At 69.3% G+C, this 18,482-nt stretch carries 16 protein-coding genes; 11 read left to right on the plus strand and 5 right to left on the minus strand.

What is annotated here, in order from left to right; genetic code table 11:
* Window positions 1-586: 586 nt before the first annotated feature.
* On the plus strand, window positions 587-1,231 hold the full coding sequence (locus ACYVOK_RS11945) for a LysE family transporter (RefSeq protein ID WP_460662406.1): 645 nt from the start codon (window positions 587-589) through the stop codon (window positions 1,229-1,231).
* 160 nt (window positions 1,232-1,391) lie between these two features.
* On the opposite strand, the gene ACYVOK_RS11950 is transcribed toward ACYVOK_RS11945, so the two are convergent.
* Window positions 1,392-4,871 (minus strand): UvrD-helicase domain-containing protein, encoded by a 3,480-nt coding sequence (locus ACYVOK_RS11950; protein WP_460662407.1) that lies wholly within the window; start codon window positions 4,869-4,871, stop codon window positions 1,392-1,394.
* Window positions 4,864-7,947 carry a PD-(D/E)XK nuclease family protein gene (locus ACYVOK_RS11955; protein ID WP_460662408.1) on the minus strand — a complete coding sequence of 1,028 codons (3,084 nt, stop codon included), beginning with the start codon at window positions 7,945-7,947 and terminating at the stop codon, window positions 4,864-4,866. Before ACYVOK_RS11955 ends, ACYVOK_RS11950 begins: the two co-directional genes overlap by 8 nt.
* Window positions 7,948-8,091: 144 nt before the next feature.
* On the opposite strand from ACYVOK_RS11955, the gene ACYVOK_RS11960 reads away from it, so the two are divergent.
* The 7 genes from ACYVOK_RS11960 to ACYVOK_RS11990 all read left to right on the plus strand — a co-directional run bounded on the left by ACYVOK_RS11960 (window position 8,092) and on the right by ACYVOK_RS11990 (window position 14,299).
* Window positions 8,092-8,289, plus strand: a complete 198-nt coding sequence (locus ACYVOK_RS11960) for a hypothetical protein (protein ID WP_460662409.1) — start codon at window positions 8,092-8,094, stop codon at window positions 8,287-8,289.
* A gap of 7 nt (window positions 8,290-8,296) precedes the next feature.
* Entirely contained in the window at window positions 8,297-8,692 is a 396-nt protein-coding gene (locus tag ACYVOK_RS11965; RefSeq protein WP_460662410.1) for a VOC family protein, read from the plus strand.
* 102 nt (window positions 8,693-8,794) lie between these two features.
* Window positions 8,795-11,575: an FtsK/SpoIIIE domain-containing protein gene (locus ACYVOK_RS11970; RefSeq protein WP_460662411.1), complete on the plus strand. Its 2,781-nt coding sequence runs from the start codon at window positions 8,795-8,797 to the stop codon at window positions 11,573-11,575.
* Window positions 11,572-12,249: a hypothetical protein gene (locus ACYVOK_RS11975; protein ID WP_460662412.1), complete on the plus strand. Its 678-nt coding sequence runs from the start codon at window positions 11,572-11,574 to the stop codon at window positions 12,247-12,249. Before ACYVOK_RS11970 ends, ACYVOK_RS11975 begins: the two co-directional genes overlap by 4 nt.
* Window positions 12,250-12,264: 15 nt before the next feature.
* A complete protein-coding gene (locus tag ACYVOK_RS11980; RefSeq protein ID WP_132209572.1) occupies window positions 12,265-12,525 on the plus strand; it encodes a hypothetical protein in 261 nt (86 codons plus the stop codon).
* 8 nt (window positions 12,526-12,533) lie between these two features.
* Window positions 12,534-13,823, plus strand: coding sequence for a hypothetical protein (locus ACYVOK_RS11985; protein ID WP_460662413.1), 1,290 nt, complete (start codon window positions 12,534-12,536; stop codon window positions 13,821-13,823).
* Window positions 13,823-14,299 carry a hypothetical protein gene (locus tag ACYVOK_RS11990; protein ID WP_460662414.1) on the plus strand — a complete coding sequence of 159 codons (477 nt, stop codon included), beginning with the start codon at window positions 13,823-13,825 and terminating at the stop codon, window positions 14,297-14,299. The genes ACYVOK_RS11985 and ACYVOK_RS11990 overlap by 1 nt, the downstream gene beginning before the upstream one ends.
* A gap of 31 nt (window positions 14,300-14,330) precedes the next feature.
* Here the strand turns inward: ACYVOK_RS11990 and ACYVOK_RS11995 are convergent, their stop codons facing one another.
* Both ACYVOK_RS11995 and ACYVOK_RS12000 read right to left on the minus strand, forming a co-directional pair.
* Window positions 14,331-15,386: a CU044_5270 family protein gene (locus ACYVOK_RS11995; RefSeq protein WP_460662415.1), complete on the minus strand. Its 1,056-nt coding sequence runs from the start codon at window positions 15,384-15,386 to the stop codon at window positions 14,331-14,333.
* Window positions 15,383-15,991: an RNA polymerase sigma factor gene (locus tag ACYVOK_RS12000; protein ID WP_460662416.1), complete on the minus strand. Its 609-nt coding sequence runs from the start codon at window positions 15,989-15,991 to the stop codon at window positions 15,383-15,385. The genes ACYVOK_RS11995 and ACYVOK_RS12000 overlap by 4 nt, the downstream gene beginning before the upstream one ends.
* A 236-nt stretch (window positions 15,992-16,227) precedes the next feature.
* Here ACYVOK_RS12000 and ACYVOK_RS12005 point away from each other — a divergent pair, with 236 nt between their 5' ends.
* Both ACYVOK_RS12005 and ACYVOK_RS12010 read left to right on the plus strand, forming a co-directional pair.
* A complete protein-coding gene (locus ACYVOK_RS12005; protein WP_460662417.1) occupies window positions 16,228-16,449 on the plus strand; it encodes a hypothetical protein in 222 nt (73 codons plus the stop codon).
* A complete protein-coding gene (locus ACYVOK_RS12010; protein ID WP_460662418.1) occupies window positions 16,446-16,841 on the plus strand; it encodes a hypothetical protein in 396 nt (131 codons plus the stop codon). Before ACYVOK_RS12005 ends, ACYVOK_RS12010 begins: the two co-directional genes overlap by 4 nt.
* Before the next feature lie 150 nt (window positions 16,842-16,991).
* On the opposite strand, the gene ACYVOK_RS12015 is transcribed toward ACYVOK_RS12010, so the two are convergent.
* A complete protein-coding gene (locus tag ACYVOK_RS12015) occupies window positions 16,992-17,300 on the minus strand; it encodes a hypothetical protein (protein WP_460662419.1) in 309 nt (102 codons plus the stop codon).
* Between the two features lie 183 nt (window positions 17,301-17,483).
* Between ACYVOK_RS12015 and ACYVOK_RS12020 the strand changes: the two genes are divergently transcribed.
* Window positions 17,484-18,473, plus strand: coding sequence for an NAD-dependent epimerase/dehydratase family protein (locus tag ACYVOK_RS12020; RefSeq protein ID WP_460662420.1), 990 nt, complete (start codon window positions 17,484-17,486; stop codon window positions 18,471-18,473).
* Window positions 18,474-18,482: the final 9 nt, after the last annotated feature.

Raw genomic sequence — 18,482 nt, forward strand, 5'->3', positions numbered from 1 at the left:
GGCTCTCTGCGAGTGGCCAAATGGCCGGCGTCGACGGTGGCTGCGTTGGCGGTGAGCACCCTGGCGGGGTGGGAGCGCGCTGGCATGCGTCCCGGCTGCTGTTGCTCGACTGCGGTGCGGGTGGGCGGCGTGGTTGCCGTCGAGCGGGCGCGGCTGGGTCGTCGGCTGTGGGGTGGTCGGAGCACGCTGGTCTTGCTTACCCGAGGTGATGAAGTGTCGAGGCCGCGAGCGTGTCTGGCGGGAAGTGGTGGTGGCGCGACGTAGTGGTGGCGGGACGGGGTGGCTGGTGGAGTCGGGAGTCGCTCGACATGGTGTCGGCTTGGGCGGCTGGAATGGTGAGGTGACTACGAAGCCCCACCACGTAACCGATCTCTCCACCCGCCAACGCCCACTGCGGTGCGCGACGGCGGGCGGTTTGACGTGTGGGTTGTCGCTGCACCGGGGGTTGTTGTGGGGGGCAACGGGTTATTGGGTTGCCGGGTTTTGTTGTGGCGGTTGATGATGCGGGTATGGATACGACCTATGGAGTGATGTTGCTGAGCCGGGCTGCCGTTGAGGCGGGGCTTGGGCAGCAGCAGGTGGGTCGTTGGGGGAGGTCGATGCTCCGGCAGCCGTGACCGGGGCGCTGGTCGCCGGGTTGCTGGCTGGGTATGGGATTGCCATGCCGGTCGGGCCCGTGGGGACCTATCTGGTTGCGTTGACTGCTCGGAGTTCGTTGCGGGTCGGAATCTGTGCGGCGATGGGAATCGCGTCGGCCGACGGGATCTACGCGTTGGTGGCCGCCGTTGCCGGGTCGGCGCTGGCGCCGTTGCTGGCGCCGATCGTCGTACCGCTGCGATGGGTTTCCGTCGTCGTACTGCTTGCCCTCGCGGTCAGTGGTGCGGTGAAGGCGGTACGGCGGTATCGGGCGCATCGCCTGGCCGGCATCAATCAGGAGCTGCCGGTCGGGGCGTTGAAGGCGTACGTCGGCATGCTGGGGATGACCCTGCTCAGCCCGATGACGATGATCTACTTCGCGGCATTGGTGCTGGGCGGATCGAACACGATGTCCGCCGGGGAGCGGGCAGTGTTCGTGGTCGCCGCTTTCGTGGCGTCGGCCAGTTGGCAACTCCTGCTCGCCGTAGGCGGCGCGTTGCTCGGGCGAGCACTCACCGGCCACCTCGGACGGCTGCTGACAGCGCTCGCCTCGAGCGTCGTGATCAGCGTGCTGGCCATACGGCTGATTGCCTAGGCCCTGTCTGCTATCCCGCCTACTGCGCGGCACTCGGCACGGCAGCTCGCCGCACCGGCCCGAGGCCACGATGCGCGAGCATCGCGACCTCCGGTTCCAGCACCGCCGAGCTTCCGCACTGAGCACCTGCTCGCGACGGCGCGGGGTCAGCAGACAGGACCTAGAGCGGACGTTCCACTGCGCCTGACGGGTTCAGGAAGAGCAGCACCGGCGGTCCGGCGTTGGGCAGCGTGGTCGCGTAGGCCTGAAGTTGAGGCGCGTAGTACGCGACCCTGCTGTCCAACGCGGCAGCGGGTACGGCGTCCGTCTTGTAGTCGACGATCACGAGACGGCCGTCGTCCTCGCGGTAGATGAGGTCGACGAAGCCCTCGAGGACGGTGCCGTCCGGCTGCACGCTGCCGACGTACGACTCGCGCCAGTGCTCGCGGGTCGCCGCCCGCTGCACCACGTTGGACGCCAGTGCGGAACGCGCCAGCGCGGCGACGACATCGGCGTACTCGAGCACGCCCTCGGCCAAACACTGCGTAGACACGGCGGACTCCAGGCCGGCGCCGCTCCCGAGGTCGACGACCTGCATGACGCCGTGAACCGCGCGGCCGATCGCCGTGCCGTAGCGCCCTTTGGACCACGGTGGAAGCTCGAGATCGCGGGCGGCCTTGGCGGTACCGGGATCGACATCCGTCAGGACGACCTCTGGGCCGGTCCCCTCCAGTCCGGAGGCGCTTTGAGCGGAGCGCCGGCGACTCGCCGAGCGAGCGGCGGCGATCCGGTTTTCCCAGTCGGTACGGGCGATCGGCGGCGTGACGTCGGCCGACGACCGGGGCTCGCGCTCGACCGGAGGCGGGCTGGCGAACAGCGTCACGTGAGGAGCCTCGGCAGCTCCCGCGGTGGCGAGCAGCTCGGCGTTGCTGGAGTGACGCTTATTGCCGGACCGGTGCAGCGACACCACCAGGTGGTCGCGCGCCCGGGTGGCGGCGACGTACAGGAGGCGACGGCGTTCGTAGTCGTCCATCTGCTCGTCGACCGGCTGGACGAGGTCGAAGTCCTCGGTCTGTACCGACGACTTGAGCTTGACCGCATAGCCGCCGTCCGGCGGCCACAGCACCTGGACGCCGCGCTGACGGTTCGGCGAAGCGGTCATGCCGGAGAGGATGACGATCGGGAACTCGAGACCCTTCGCGGCATGGATGGTCATCACGCGTACGGCGTCCGCGTCGGTCTCGGGCAGCACCGCTTCGGCGACCCGTGACGCCTCCTCGCCTTGATGCGCGGCCCAGGCGAGGTACGAACGCAGACCGCCGTGCTCGACCTCCGACCAGGCTCGCGCCTGATCGACCACGAACCGGACCCGCCGCCACGCATCCCGCGCCCGCGGCCCGATCGCGGCGACCTCGAGCATGCGGCGGTCGGCGACGATCTTCGCCAGCACCTCGCTCGGGGTCATCCAGCGCGCGGCATAGTGCGTACGACGGAGCCACTCCATGGCCTCGCCGACCGGATGCGTCAACAGTCCGTCGGGGACAGGCGCGGTGAGGTTGAACGAACCGCCGGAGCGCTTCCAGACGTAGAGGTCGTCGTCGCCGCAGCCGAACAGCGGCGAGCGGAGCGCGGTCACGAGCGCAAGCTGATCGCTCGGGTCGCCGAGTGCACGGGCGCAGGCGAGGAGGTCGCGCACCTCGGCGGTCTGGTAGACGAGCGAGCTGGCCTCGGCGCGATACGGGATGTCCGCGCGATCCAGGGCGTCCTCGAGGAACGGCAACGACGTACGGGCGGGGACCAGTACGGCAATGTCGCCGGCTTCCGCGGGACGCCAACCGTGCGTGCGCTCGTCGTACACCAGCCAGCCGTCGCTCAACGCCTGCTCGATGATCGCGGCGACGTCGCTCGCCTCGCGTTCGCGGAGGACGGAGGCCTGCGCGCGGGGGAGGTCGTTGTGCGGCTCCGCACCCAGGATCGTGACGGCGGGACCGGAAAGCTCCTCGTCGTACTGGACAGGATCCGGCGCATCAGCGGCCGGCGTCTCGTCGGAGGCACGGCGGAAGGGCAGGACCGTCGCAAGGTCACCGACCTCGGCAGACGAGGCCGAGGCCGACGCACCGGAGGCGGGCGAGGCCGAGGCCGAGGCCGGCGAGGACGAGGCAGGTTCATCCTCGAGGTCGCCGAGAAGGGACAGCTGATCACCACTGACCTCTGTCGGCTGCGGCGCGGCGACCCGCAACGAGCGAGGGGCGTCCGGCGACGGACCAGTGCGATGCGGGGACAGCGACTGGTACGACGGCTGGGCCGCCTCCTGGGCCTGGATCAGCGACCCGAACACCGTGTTGATCCAATCCAGGATCGGCGGCACCGTCCGGAAGTTCGTCGTCAGCGCAACCGTCTCACCCAGCAGGTCCTGAGCCGTCAGGTACGTCGCGATGTTCGCCCGCCGGAACCGGTAGATCGACTGCTTCGGGTCCCCGACCACGAACAGCCGCCCCTCCGGCACCTCCACGTCACGCCAGTCCTCGGCCGACGCCTCGGCACCACCCGCGATCCGCACCGCCAGCTCGATCTGGATCGGGTCGGTGTCCTGGAACTCGTCCAGCAGCAACCGTTCGAACCGCTCCTGCAACGCCGACCGCACCGACGCGTCTCGCCGCAGCAGGTCCCGCGCCAGCACCAGCAGGTCGTGGAACTCGAGCCGCCCATCGGCCCGCCGCAGCTCGGCCGACTCGAGCACCCGCTCCGCGATCCAATGCGAAAGGTGCCGTAGGCAAGCATCCAGCAGCAGCTCGACCAGCGACCCGGCGACCTCGACGACCTCGGTACAGTCGCCGCGCACCTTGGTGATGTCCGGCCAGTTCTCCTTGCGCCCGATCCGGCCGACCTTGAGCCCGCGCAACGTCTGCAGGATCGCCAGCTGCGTCTCCTGGTCGGTCGCCGCCTCCAACATCACCCCGAGCTCCTGAATCTGCCGCACCCTCGGCAGCAACCGGTCCTCGGGATCCAGACACGACTCAGCCACTCCACCGATCTGCGCGGCCGCGGCCACCAGCCCGGCGAGATCCGGCATCGACACCAATTCGGGCGGATCGACCAGCACCCGCTCGGAGATCAGGTCCCAGTCGTTCCCGAACAGCCGCGCCAGCGACCGCAGATGCTTCAGCTCGACCCCGACCGCCATCGCGAGCAGCAGCGGCTCCGCGATCGAGTCGTCGTCCAGCAACTGCTGCTGCAGCTCGGCCCACCGCTCCTCGAAGGCGACGGACGACCCGACCTCGTCCAGTACGTCGATCAGCGGCGGGAGCCCGGCCTCGATCGGGTGCGCGAGCAGGATCTGCTGGGCGAAGGCATGCAACGTCCCGATCGATGCCGAGTCCAGGTCGTCCAGCGCCGCGTCCGCCAGCTTCCTGGCCGGTCCCTTCCGCGCCTTCTCGAACTCGACCCGCAACCGGTCCCGCAGCTCAGCGCCGGCCTTCTCGGTGAAGGTCACCGCGGCGATCGTGCGCAGCGGTACGCCGTCGCGCAGCACCAACGTGGTCACCCGGTCGACCAGCGCATGTGTCTTCCCCGACCCGGCACCCGCCTCGACGAACAGCGTCGCCGACGTGTCCGACTGGATCCGCTCACGAGCCTCGCTGTCCAGCAACTGCTCACTCATCGCCGGCCTCCTCGTAAGCGACCGGGTCGATCAGCCGGACCAACCGCTCCAGCGTCGGGTCGAGGCGCTTCTTGTCCCACCGCGCCCGCACCTCGCTGTGGCCGATCCCGTCCGGGTTGCAGTACGGGCACTGCACCCACAGGAAGTCCGGCACCTCGGGCGCCTTCGGCGGGAAATACCCGGCCGCGATCGACGACACGATGATGTCGAGCGTCTCGACGTACCGGGCCTCGACCTCGGGGGTCAGCGGCACCGGGATCCGTTTTCCGCCCTTGCGGACGAACCAGTACGACGCTTCGACCGGTGTGGACGGTTCACCGAGGCGGGCCCGGGCGGCGTACGCGTAGACGGGCAGTTGCAGCTTCGTCCCGCCCGCGACCGGATCGGACTCGATCGCCTCGTACCGCGAGAAGCCGCCGGTCTTCACGTCCGTGACGTAGATCGTCCCGTCCCGCGCGAGGTCCACCTTGTCCGCGCTGCCGCGCAGCAGTACGCGACCCGACGGCACCGGGATCTCCACCGGCGGCTCGCCGTCGTATCCGAACCGCAGCTCGCTCGCCACCACCGACGCGTCTCGCTCCGCCCGCCAGCGGTCGTCGTCGTCCAGCAGCACGATCAAGTCGCCCAGGATCCGCGCCCGCTCGCGCTGCCACAGCCGCGGATGCCCGGTCAGCCCTTCCGCCTCGAACTGGTCGGCCAGATCTGCGCCGATGGCCAGCAGCAAGGATCGCTGCTCGGCCGTCCACGGCTCGCCGTACGCCGGCAGCGAGCCGGCCAGCCGGCTCACGAACGCGTCCAGGCTGTTGTGGATCAGGTTCCCGATCTGCATCGGTGAGATGACCAGCAGATCCTCCGGAGCCTCCAGCGGCTCCACCTGAAGCACTCGCTGCACGAAGTATGCGTGCGGGCAGGTCGCGTACGCCTCCAAGGACGTCGGCGAGGCGATCCGGTCCTCGACCGCGTACTCCGGCAGACCCGACACACCGGACAGATCCCCGTCGAAGCGCGTGAACGCGTTGCTCGCCCGGCCACGCAGCAGCTCCCGGGCCCGGACCACGACCGCGTCGTCCAGCCACAGGCGCGCCGACACCGCCCGGACCTGCCACTCCTGCTCGGTCGCCGGCATGGTTGCCGTTGTCAACGATCCGGCGTACGACGCCGACGTCAGCAGCCGGCCGCCGTACTCGGCCCGATCCCACTCCGTCGCCGCGAGCGAATGGTCACCGGTCAGCGATCGCAGCGTCCCCAGCAACCATCGCGTCGGAAGCCGCCGCGACGACCGACGCAGGTCTCCGCGTGGGAACGACGCCACCACCTTCCGCGACCCGGCCGAGAACGCGACCAGCAGATGCCGTTGCTTCTCGTCGAGCCGATCCCGGAACGACGCCAGCTCGGGCGCAGCCGCCTCACGGACCCGATGGGGAAGCAGCGCGTCCTCATGCACCCGTCCGGGATACAGACCCTCCGACAGCCCCACGACGTACACGATGTCGACCGACAACCCGATGCTCGCCGACAACGGAGCGACCAGTACGCCGGTCCCGAACGTGCCGACCCGTGGGAGCGACTGTTGCAACTCCAGATCGAGTACGTCGCGCAGCACCGTCAGACTGGCCGGAGTGCCGAGCTCGTCCAGCGTCGACAGACCCTTCAACGAGCCCTCGACCGCGACCGCGGCGTACTGCTCCTCGATCGGCAGGGACGAGTAGTCGCCGAGCAGATCCCGGAAGAGCTGCAGGACGCCGCCGGCCAGCTCGGACCACGTCTCCAGTACGGCGATCGCGCTCAGCCGGCGGCGGAGCTCCGACGCAAACGCGTGCAGGCGCTCGGCGTTGACCGCGTTGTACTGCGCTCGTCGGATCGCCGCGGGTCGTGGATCCTCAGCCGCCTCTTCCTGGTTCGCAGTACGGCGCTCGGACTCGGCGTACCGCTTGAGCCGGGTGTCCCAGTCGTCGCCACGGACCACGCCGGCGGCGCGCGACATACGCTCCCACTGCGGCACCGGGATGCGCTCACCGGTGAAGTCGCGGGTCGGCGCGTTCGCCAGCGCCCGGAAGACGTCGGCGCGAGGCAGATCCTGGTCGACGAGCGCGAGCACCTCGAGCAGGGTCCGGGCGATCGCGCGTTCGTGCACCGGTCGGGTGCCCGGTCCGTTCACCTCGATCCGGGCGGCGGCGAGGTGCTCGTGCAGAAGCCGCGCGTACGGCGTCGCCGCCGAGTACAGGACCGCGATGCGATGGGCCGGAGTCTTCTCCAGTGACGCGACCACATCGCGGACGACGCAGCGCACCTCGTCATCGGCATCGGAAGCGTTCAGCACTTCGGTCGCCACGGGGTAGTTCTTCGAGATCGACGTCGGCAGGTCGATCCCGATCCTTTCCAGCGAACGACGGACCGCGCGGTCGGCACGCCGTACGTCGGTCAGACCCATGATCACGGTGAGATCGGCAGCCGCGCTGCCCAGCGCCTCGACGAAGGCAGCCTGGGTCTGGGTGAGCTCCTGCGGGAGATAGAGAACCAGGGCACCGAGCTCAGTCACGATCCCCGGGTCGGCTTCGACCCGCGACGCCGCGGTCCGGAGGAGGTCGGTTTCGTCGTACCACTCGGCGGCGAGATCCGAGGTGACGTGGCGGTGCAGCCGGACGAGATCCGGCCCGAGCACGGACGCGTCCTCAATCCTGTCGAGTGCGGAGTCGGTCAGGTCGCGCAGCTCGCGGTGAGCTGAGGCAAGCGCTTGGATGGTCGACGGATGCTCCGCGACCTCCTGGAAGATGCCCGGAGCCTTCGACAGCGCCGCACGCCAGGTCGCCGCCACGATCGGCCGGGTCGCCGGACGGCGCGGTGACAGGAGGCTTGCGGCCAACTGCTCGGCCAGCCGCTCCAGCGTGGCGAGATACAGCCCCGCGATGCCCGTCAAGGCCAGGTGGCGGCGGGCGACCACGCCGGCGAGGTTGTTGGGCAGCAGAAGGGTGACGGGCTTCATCGGATCATCGGCCTTCAGCCGCGCGACGACGGCCTGCAGGCGCTCCAGCGCGGCCGCGCCGTAGGCCGTCGTCTCGATCCGGGTCTCGCTCACCTCATCCCCCCTCCTCGTTCAGCGCCGCTCGACTGTCACCGCAGACGCTAGACCCTGCCACGGACAGAAATCGAAACCCCCCGCCAGGGCCCGCGAAACGCCAGGGTTTCTGCGACCGCGGCGATCCGCTCCGACAATGAAGGAATGACCAGGGAGACGTCGATCGCGCGGGTGCTGCTCGTGCTCGTCTTCGCGCCCGCCGGCGGTCTGTTCGGCAAGGCGGTGGCCGAGGCCGCCCAGGGCCGGCAGTGGTGGCCGTGGCTGCTCGCCGCGCTGGTCTGGCTGATGCTGTCCGGGCTGGTCTCGGTGGCGGTGACGAACCATCTCGACGAGCACAGATAATGCTCCGATGGTCGCCGCGGTGCATCACGTCGAGATCTGGGTCCCGGACCTGTCCCGGGCGCTGAACAGTTGGGGCTGGATCCTCAACCGGCTGGGCTGGAAGGACGGTGACGGCTGGCCCGGCGGGATGACCTGGACGGCGCCGGACGGAAGTTATGTCGTCCTGGAGCAGAGCCCGGTGATGACGTCGGACGAACATGACCGGCTCCGGCCCGGGATGAACCACCTGGCGCTGAACGCGGCCGGCCGGGCGGAGGTCGACGCGATCGTTGCGGAGGCAGCCAACCACGGCTGGACCTTGATGTTCGCCGACCGCCATCCCTACGCCGGCGGCCCCCGGCATTACGCCGCCTTCCTGCACAACGACGACGGCTACGAGCTCGAAATCGTCGCTCCGGACTGACAGATGAGACTGGTGATGCCTGGAGTGACGTCAGGGGCTGGTGGTGTGACATGGTTACTCCAGGCAATGGTGTCGCGGGGCAGAAGTGGAAGGACGGTGCTCGTGACGGAGAAGCCTGACGGGGGAAGTGCGCCCGGACCGGCTTCGCGCTCTGCGCGTTCGACAGAATCCGCACCGGAGCTCCTGGAAGCCCGGATCCGCGGGCTCCAGCACGCGCTCGGGCAGTTGCTCGAGAACGCCCGCCGATTGACGCACAGCGAGCATCAGCGGGCCGTGCAGCTGCATCGTCAACTGCAGGAGCAGACCGCGATCGCCCGGCGCGAGTCGCGGGCGTTGGTCGACGCCAAGACCGCCGAGGCGTTGTCCACCGCCGAGCCGGCCGCGCGTCTGCTCGCGGATCGGCTCGCGCCCGGTCTCGCCTCGATCCCGCCGAACGACGCGCGCTGGCGTTCGCGTCAACTGGTCGGCGCCGGCATCCCGGCGTACGTGCGGGTCGGCGAGCTCGAAGCCGGTACGCCGGTCGCCGTGCCGCTGCTGCGGACGAACGGCTGGAAGGTGACCGCCGACCGCAACGAGTCCGCCCGCAGGCTCCTGCAGAGCGTGGCGTTGCGACTGGTCGCGGCCGCCGAACCCTTCCGGCTCAGGATCGACGCGTTCGACCCGCGACTGACCGGCACGATGGGATTGCTGGGTCACCTGACCACGAAGTACCCGCAATTGGTGCCCAGGGCAACACACACCGCGGAGCAGTTGCACGCGGTGCTGTCCGGGCTGGTCGACGTCTCGTCGTTGCGCGCCAGCCGGCAGGCGCAGCTCGGGCACAAGCGGTTCGAGGACCTGATCCGCGAGGTCGGTCGCGTCACCGACCCGTATCGACTGGTCATCCTGTTCGACTACCCGTCCGGCATCGACACCCTCGCCCAGCGCGACCTGCTCCGGCTGACGGCCACGGCCGGCGAACGCGGTATCTGCTTCCTGGTCCACCACGACCCGTCGATGACAGCCGAGACCGACGTCGACACCAAGCAGTTGCTCGACCTGCTCACCCCCGTTGCCATCACCAACGAAAAGGTCGAGGTCGCGCAACTCCCCGGCGTAGCGGCGAAACTCGACCCGCCGTTCGACGCGAATGTTGCCGCCGGCATCTGTGACGTGGTGGCCGAGTTCGCCGAGATCGCCGTACTGCCGACGATCGACTTCGACCGCACCCTGCCGGACCGCTCGACCTGGTGGCAGCCGGTCAAGGACGAACTCAGCACGGTGATCGGGTACGACGACCGCACGCCGGCGCTGGTGCGGTTGCGCAGCGGAAATCCCGCCCTGCCACACGTGCTGGTCGGTGGTGCGGTCGGTCAGGGCAAGTCCAACCTGCTGCTCGTGATGATCCACGGTCTCGCCGCGCGGTACGCACCGGCCGACCTGGAGATGTACCTGCTCGACTTCAAGCACGGTGTCGAGTTCTCCGCGCTCGGTCCGGCGCCGGGACGGGAGCATTGGCTGCCGCACGTCCGCGTCCTCGGCATCCACAGCGACCGCGCCTTCGGTCTCGCCGTACTGCGTCACCTGTCGGACGAGCTGGCGCGTCGCAGCGAGATCTTCAAGTCGCACGGCAACGTCGCGGACATCGCGGAGCTTGCCCCGGGCCCCGATCGGCCGCCGCGCATCCTCGTCGTCCTGGACGAGTTCCAGGTACTGCTCGAGGACGACGACGAACTCGCCGACGAGGCGGCCAAGTTGCTGGAGCGGCTGGTCCGGCTGGGACGTGCGTACGGCGTCCACGTCGTCCTCGCGACGCAGACGATCGAAGGCGTCAAACGACTGTCGACCAAGCGGGACTCGATCTTCGGGCAAGTGCCCTACCGGATCGCGTTGAAGACGACGCCGGCCGACTCCCAGGCGATCCTGAGGAACGGGAACACCGCGGCGTCGGAGCTGCAGTTCCGCGGCGAGGCGGTGCTGAACGCCAACTTCGGCTCACCGGACGACAACCAGCACGTCCTGGTCAGCTTCGCCGACAAGCCGGTCCTGGACGAGCTGCGCCGCGAGCTGTGGACGCGGGCCGGTGACGCGGTGCATCCGCCGCGGGTGTTCCACCTGGCCGAGCCGGCCCGGTTGGCGGACACCGCGGCCGCGGTGACTCCGGAGCTGGGCCGTCCGTGGACGGGATTGCCGATCGCGGTGACGGAGGCACCGGTTGCGGTCGAAGTACGACCCGAGCCGGGTGCCGGCGTACTCGTGCTCGGTGACGGGCCGGCCGACGCGCTCGGCGTACTGAGCGGTCTCGCGCTGTCGACGGCGGCCGCAGCGGTCAAGCCTCCGCGGTTCGTGTTCATGGACGGCACGAACTCCTCGCCGGAGGTTGCCGATGGCAAGGGTGCGTTGATCCAGGCCCTCCGGCACCTCGGATGTGAGGTCGAGACGGTCGACAAGCACGACGACATCGCGCCACGGTTGTTCTCGCTGCGGGACGCCGTACGGAACGGGAATGTCGGTGGGGAGACCTACCTGCTGGGCTTCGGGTTCCATGGGGTGCCGAGGATGCAACTGCACGCCGAGGGGTTCTTCGAGAGCCCGGCGAACGCGTTGCAGGACATCGTCCGGGACGGGCCTGCTCAGGGTTTGATCACGTTCGGTTGGTGGAATCGGCTGCACGTGTGCACGGAGCAGCTCGGGTACGGGCGTGCCAACGTCGCGACCCACCTCTTCCTCAGGCACCCGCAGGACGGCGTACGTGCGGTGTGCGGACCGCTGGTGCGGTGGGCCTCCGAGCCACATCGCGCGCTCCTGTGGGACGGACTGCATCCTGAGGCGCAGGTCGTCGTACCGTTTGCGGCACTGCGGTCGGACGAGGTGGATCGCGCGGTGGAGTTGGTACGGCGATGAAGACGGAAGAGCAGGCGTGGTCGGAGTACGCCCGGGCGCTGCGGACGATCGCAGGAGCCCGTGCGGACGCTCAGCAAGCGCAGGACCGGTTGACGGCGCACAAGTCGAAGGCGGAGGCCACGGCACTCGCTGAGGCCGACGCGCTGGCCGAGCGCGGCCGGCAGGTCGAGGCCCGCCTGAACGCGCTGGCCGAGGAGGCGGCGGCCAGTCTGCAACGCGCCGGCCTGCCCGCCGAGGGCAAGCGGATCAACGTCGCCTTCCCCGAGATCCGCGCGCTGCCCGACCTTGAGGTGGCTGCGGCCAGGATCACCAAGCAACTGGGGGAGGCAGTCGACCAACTGGAGCAGGTCCGTGCCGAGGCACGGGCACTCCAGGAACGACGGAAGCGCCGTACCATCAGCGCGGCCCTCACGCTGGTCGGGTTCGTGGCGGTGTGGGTGGTCACGCGGTCGTTCCTGGCCGGGCTCGAGGCCGCCGCCATCGCCGCGGTCACGATGCTCGCCGCATCGCGAGTGCTCGGGCTGCCCCGGCTGCCCGGCGCCCGGTGGTGGGGCTGGGGAGGCGCGGTCGCGGTCGTCGCGGTGATGGCGGCCGGGCTGCCCTGGTGGCTGGCGATCCTGGTGCCCGTGATCGTGTCCGGTACGGCGATCGTGCTGCCGAAGAAGCGTCGTTGAGGGAAGAGGGACAAGGTGTCTGACGTACAGCGGCTCAAGGAACAGCTGCACCAGGTGTCGATGGAGGCCAAGCAGGCAGCCGGCGGCCTGGCCGGGTTCAAACTCCGCTTCACCCAGCACAGCCAGCAGGTGGAGAGCCTGATCGCCGGTACGGCGACCGGTGTCGACCGGGACATCTCGGAGATCCTGGACGCGGCCGGCAAGGCGGTCGAACAAGCCGCCGAGGCGCTCGAGATCGCCTCGGCCGGATGCAAGAGCTACGCCGACCAGATCTAGCCTTTTCGATGCCTTCCGACCTGCAGCGGGTCGCGCGGGGTCTCGTCGACTGCCTCGACGAGGTGCCGCAGGTGGTCCTGCACCTGCAGCGCACCGCCGACCGCTGCCGCGAGAACGCTCAGGTCGCCCTGATGGCGTCCCACGGCCGCGCCACGGTCGCCGCCCAGCAACTCGATGCGGCCGCCCGCGCCTGCGAGGCCGCCGCCCACTACCTGTCCATGGCGCCCCCGAAGGCCCGCGCTTGGGCCGACCGTCTGATCGGCGACACCCGTACGACGAACCGCCCCTCCAGCGACTCCGCGGACCGCAACAAGGCGACCGGGGGAGTGGGCGACCTGGTGGAGCGCGACTCGAACGGACGCACCAAGCGCCTCACCGCCACCTTCGATGACCTGGAACTCGATGGCGACAACGAACCACCTCTGATCACGGTCGCCCGCAAGGCCTTCGAGAAGTTCCGCAAGCAACGCGAGAAGGACGAGGAACAGCGCGGGCAGCCCGAGGACCCGCTGGAGGTCGAGATCACCGTCGCCGAAACCGGCGAACTCATCATCGAGGAACGCGACGAAAAGGAAGACGAGAAGCGAGCAGAACGCCTGCTCGACGACTTCGACATCGCCGTAGACCTCACCGAACCGATCAAGAACCTCCTGGCCGCCATGGCCGAGTCGGCAGACCAACCCTGGAACCACGCCACCCTCACAATCACCCCCGACCACCTCGAAGCGACCTTCGACTACCCCCAAACCCACCCGACCCCGATCGCCGTCGACATCGACCTCCCCGCCCTCCCGAAACCCGCCGCCCTCAGGAACCCCGGAGACAGAGGCACCCTCGACTTCGACCCCGCTGTCGACCTGCGGCCTCTCGGAGACGACTTCGCGCCCGGCGTCCACGACCCACACTCGCGATTCGTCCCCAAGGAGCGCCGCATCGCCGACCGCCTCGAGATCGAGGGCTGGCGTATCGACGCGCGCCCGGAGAACCACACGGTCCAGGGTCTCAAGAACCCGGACGCGACACTGCGCAGGAACGGGACCGACGGGGGAGTGGTTGTGGAGTTCAAGACCCTGGACAGGGCCTCGCTGTCGGCGGTGAAACGAAACATCCAGGCAGCGACCGAGCAGGCCGGAGCGCGTGGCGAGATCTTCATCGACGGACGGAACGTCGGGCTGACCGAATCCATGGCACATCGTGGGTTTCGGATGGCCCTGGGTCAGCCTGGCAAAACGGTCGATTCGGTGGTTCATGTCATCCTCGGTGACGGGCGTTTGGTCACCTTCACGAAGGAGCGGTGATGTCGACGAGCGACAACGTGTTTCTGGCTTCGGACGAACCTGTTGAGCAGGTCGCGGAGTGGCTCGGAACCGTGCTCGAGCTGGAGCCGGTCGCGGATGCTGGTTTGAAGGAGAACGAACGCCTGTTCCGCGGTTCGGCCGGCGCCGACCAGCGGGAGATCGGCCTGCGGCTTCGTCCGAACACCTTCGCCGAGATCGACCCGGAACCTGATGAGGTCCAGGCACTGGACAAGTACCCGATCGACCTCGACATCTGGCTGATCGGGCCGAAGGACGAGGAGCTTCAGCTCCGTGCGACCAGAAAAGTCTTCGACAAGCTGGTCATGGGACGAGGCGACGTACCGCTGCTCCTGGTCCACAACCTCGACACTCTCGTAGCCGCGCATCTCCCAGGGGTGGGCACGCACACCTTCGAGGAGCCGATCACCCCGGACGCCCCAGACGTCGACACCTGGCGGCCGTGGGTCGTTGGTTGAGGAGTGCGCTCGGTGGCCGACGGGGGTGGGGTCAGCGGGAGGGTGGGGGTGTGGTGGTGGTTCGGATGGTTACGGAGGTCCAGGTGAGGACGGTGCCGGCGGGGAGGTCAGGGAGACGGGAGGTGGAGGGTTTGGCGGTGGTCGGGTTGGTGAGGACTTGGCGGCGGCCGAGGAAGCGGCCGGTGGTGGGGTCGATGATGAGTTCGGTGCGGACGCCGTCTTTCTCTAGGCTGATCGCGTGGCCGGTGGTGCCGTCGAGGGTGACGGCGCCGTCGACGAGGGTGACGCCGGGGATGTCGCGAGCGGCCTGGTAGAGGGCGACGCGCAGGTCGCGCGGTGCGATGCCCGAAGACAGCACCGCGGCTAGGCGCTCGAAAGCGGTCTCGGCCGGATCCGGTCCGACGATTCCCGCCGTGGTCAACTGGTTCAACAGCTTCGCCGGATCACGCGACAGACCGGACAGAAACTCAGCGGACGGGATGTGCCAGTCGACCTTGCAGCCGGCCTTCGGGTCAGCGGGCACCATCGCGGATCCACTGTCCAGGACCGCACAGGCGCTGGGTACGACGCGCCGGAACGTCTCGAACGCCTTCGGGTAGTTCTCCCGCGCCCACTCCTCGTCGGCCTTGTCGAGGTACTCCCGCTGGAGGTTCCACGCGATGACAGCGGTGTACGGCGGCCTCTCCGCCGACGGGACCCACCACTCGACCTGCCCGACGCTACGCACCCTGACCTGATGGTCGTCCGGCCCGACGAGTCCCATGGTCGAGGTCCGTGTCCGCACCACGCGGTAGCCGCCGGCGGGAATCGGTTCGTCCGGGTTGGTCGCCGTACGTTCGGCAACCGCCGTCAGGAAGGTCCTCGCGTCTGCGACCGCGCTAGGGCTACCGCCACGCGGCATGACGTCACTGACCAGGATGCCGGTAGTCAGAGTGGCCGCCAGAGCCGCGGCGGCGAAGGTACGGCGTACGGCGGGACGCCGGGGGGATTGTGGCGCTCGCATCGCCAGCCGGGCACGTGCGAGAACCACTGGATCAGGTTCGGCCACCTGTGGGCGCAGCCGGCGGAGCAGGTCGATGTCGTTCACAGTTCGGACTCCTCGAAGTCAGGGCCGAGTGCGGAGCGGAGTGCTCGACGCGCTCGGTGCAGGCGGGATCGGACGGTGCCGATCGGGATGTCCAGGGCCTGGGCGATCTCGGGGTAGCTGAGCCCCTCCCAGGCGTACAGCAGCAGTACGTCGCGCTCCGCGGCCCGCAAGCCGGCCAGTACGCCCGAGAGCACCCGGCCGACCGTCGCGGCGTCCAGACGGGCGGCCAGGTCGTTGTCGAAGCTGTTCTGGTCGCGGTCGACGCCGGTCCGCGAGTAGGCGCGGTACTGGCGGATCTCGTCCCGGCGCCGCCGCCGGATCAGGTTGGTGGCGATGCCGTAGAGCCAGGGCAGGGCGCCGGCCCGCGTACCGTCGTACCGATCCCGGGTCTCGAACGCGAGCAGAAACGTCTGTCCGAGCAGGTCGTCGGCCTCGGTGGGGCCGAGCCGGCGCGCGAGGTAGCGGTGGATCGCAACGGCGTGCCGGTCGAACACCAGGGCGAACTCGTCGGGTGAGTCCCGCGAGGCCGCAATGAGTTCGGCGTCGGTACGGCGGCTCTCGCCCGGCTGCAGGTCAGGCGCGGAAGCCGTCGGTAATTCGGTCACACCGGACATTGCCCGTTGCGCGCCCACCGGTTCCCAACCCCATGTGACGAAGCGTGCCACCAGCCAGGGCCGGCAGGTGGCGGAAAAGTTCTGCGGGAATCGCGTCATGAAGTGGTGTGGGGCTCGTCACTACCAGTGAACCCATCCCCACAGGGAAGTGGAAGTGATCGATGTGGACCGCAGTTCTTCGATGTCGCTGATGGGAACGCCCCGGCCGGTCAGGCGGGTGCATTGAGATGTCCGATCCCGTTCCTCAACGCCGCCGCGTACGAGTGTGGTTCGGGGACCACGTCGTCGCGGACTACTGGGCCGAGGCCGAGCTGGCCGAGCGTTACGCAGCAGCCATGGCCCGCCGGTTCGCCGGCCTGCGCGTGACCAGTGATCCGATCCCCGACGCTGACCCGGGCCCGGACCGTGTGCTCCCGGGCGAACGGCTCTGGGAGGTAGCCCCGAAATGACGGCCCGTCGCTTCCGGCTGATCCGCCATCATGACGTCTCCGGTGTCAGCGGCACCGGGCCTGTCGCCGAGGGCGTCCAGTTCACCGACGGGGCGGTCGCGCTGCGTTGGTACGGCGACTATCCGACCACCACGGTCTGGGACGGCATCGAGTCCGTCGTCGCCATCCACGGACACGGCGGCGCCACCGAGGTCGAATGGCTCGACCCCGAGCAAGGCCCCGATCCCGACCTGAAACTGCCACCCCCCGAAGCCCTGCCGCCGAGACCGTGGCCGGATCTGCACTCCGCCCCCGAGCCACAGGACCCCGATCCCCTGCACAGCGAACGCGACAGCGGGTCGTACGGCGGTGCGCCGCCGGCCGGCTGGGCGTCGTACCGGGTGTTCCGATGAGCGGGACCGGGTCCGGCGCCGCGGACCCGGTCTGATCAAGTCGCCGGTGCCGAGCCCTTCCGGGACCGGCCGGCCCGATGCACAGGGCAGTACGACGTGACTCGGGCCCAGCCGGACTCGCGGTGGCGGCTGGGCCCGAGGGTTCACGGGTCAGCGGAACTCGATGGACTGTTCGAGGTCCAGGTTGTAGAACTTGGCCGGACCGTCGCACAACTCCGTCATCCGCTCGGCGAACTCGTTCGTCTCCGGGCGGTTGTTGTTCTCCATCGCCTCCTCGTACGACGCGAACTCGGCGATGGTGAAGTAGCGCCCGGACTCGTCCCGGTCCGCGCAGACGGTCACCCGGGTCGGTGCCGGCCCGTCGCCACCTTGGCTCTTGCTCCGGAAGTCCTCGCTGAGCCGGGCGACCTCCTCCGGCTTCGACGTCCGGTACTCGATGATCTGAACGAAACCAGCCATGTGTCCCCCTTGCCCAGGGCACCATTTCGGTGCCGCCTGTCTCGACATTGCGCCTGGATCGGCGTCACCGCAAGGGTTCGGCGGGGCTGGTGACGGCATGCCCGCGCGGCATCACGAAGCGTTCGTTCTGCCGTCAGCAGAGGTGGCTGGGTTTTGTCGGTGGGCCCTGATTGGCTTGCGGGCGTGGAGATTCTGATACTCGGCGGGACCGCCTGGCTGGGTCGTGAGATCGCGACCCAGGCGCTGGCGCGTGGGCATTCGGTCACCTGTGTGGCGCGTGGCGAGAGCGGGGCGGTGGCCGCGGGGGCGACGCTGGTCGCGGCCGATCGCAGTCGTCCGGACGCGTACGACGCCGTGCCCGATCGTGAGTGGGACGCGGTGTTCGAGGTGTCGTGGCAGCCCGGGTTCGTGCGTGGGGCCTTGGCCGCCTTCGGGGCGAAGGCCAAGCACTGGACATATGTCTCGTCGATCAACGTCTACGAGAAGTACGACACGCCCGGCGCCGACGAGTCCGCCGTACTGCGGGCGCCGACGGAGCTGGACGTGGCCGACCGGGAGTTGTACGGCGAGGCGAAGGTCGCATGTGAGCTGGCCTCGGTCGAGGCGGTCGGGGACCGGCTGGTCATCGCGCGGGCCGGGCTGATCGGTGGGCCGGGGGACAGGAGCGATCGCGCCGGAGCGTGGGTGGCCAGGGCGGCCCGGGCTCCGGAAGAGCCGATGCTGGTGCCTGACACTCCGGAGCTGTCCACCGCGGTGGTCGACGTACGGGATCTCGCTTCCTGGTTGCTGGACTGCGCCACCGAGGGCAAGACGGGGACCTTCGACACGCACGGGCCGGTGGTGCCGTTCGGGGAGTGGATCGAGTTGGCGCGCGAAGTCGGCGGCCACACCGGGCCGGTCGTGCTCGCGCCGCGGGAGTGGTTGGAGGAGCGGAAGGTCGAGCAGTACATGGGGCCGGATTCGCTCGCCATGTGGTTGACCGAGCCTGGGTACGAGGGCTGGTCGAGTCGCAGCGGTGCGGCGGCTCGCGCGGCCGGGCTCACGCACCGGTCGCGGCGGGAGTTCCTGGAGGACACGCTGGCCTGGGAGCGCGAGCTCGGGCTGGATCGCGAGCGCAAGGCCGGGCTGAGCCCTGCGAAGGAGAAGGAGTTGATCGATGCGCTGAGGACGTAGAGAGTGGGC

Source organism: Kribbella swartbergensis (assembly GCF_054784135.1).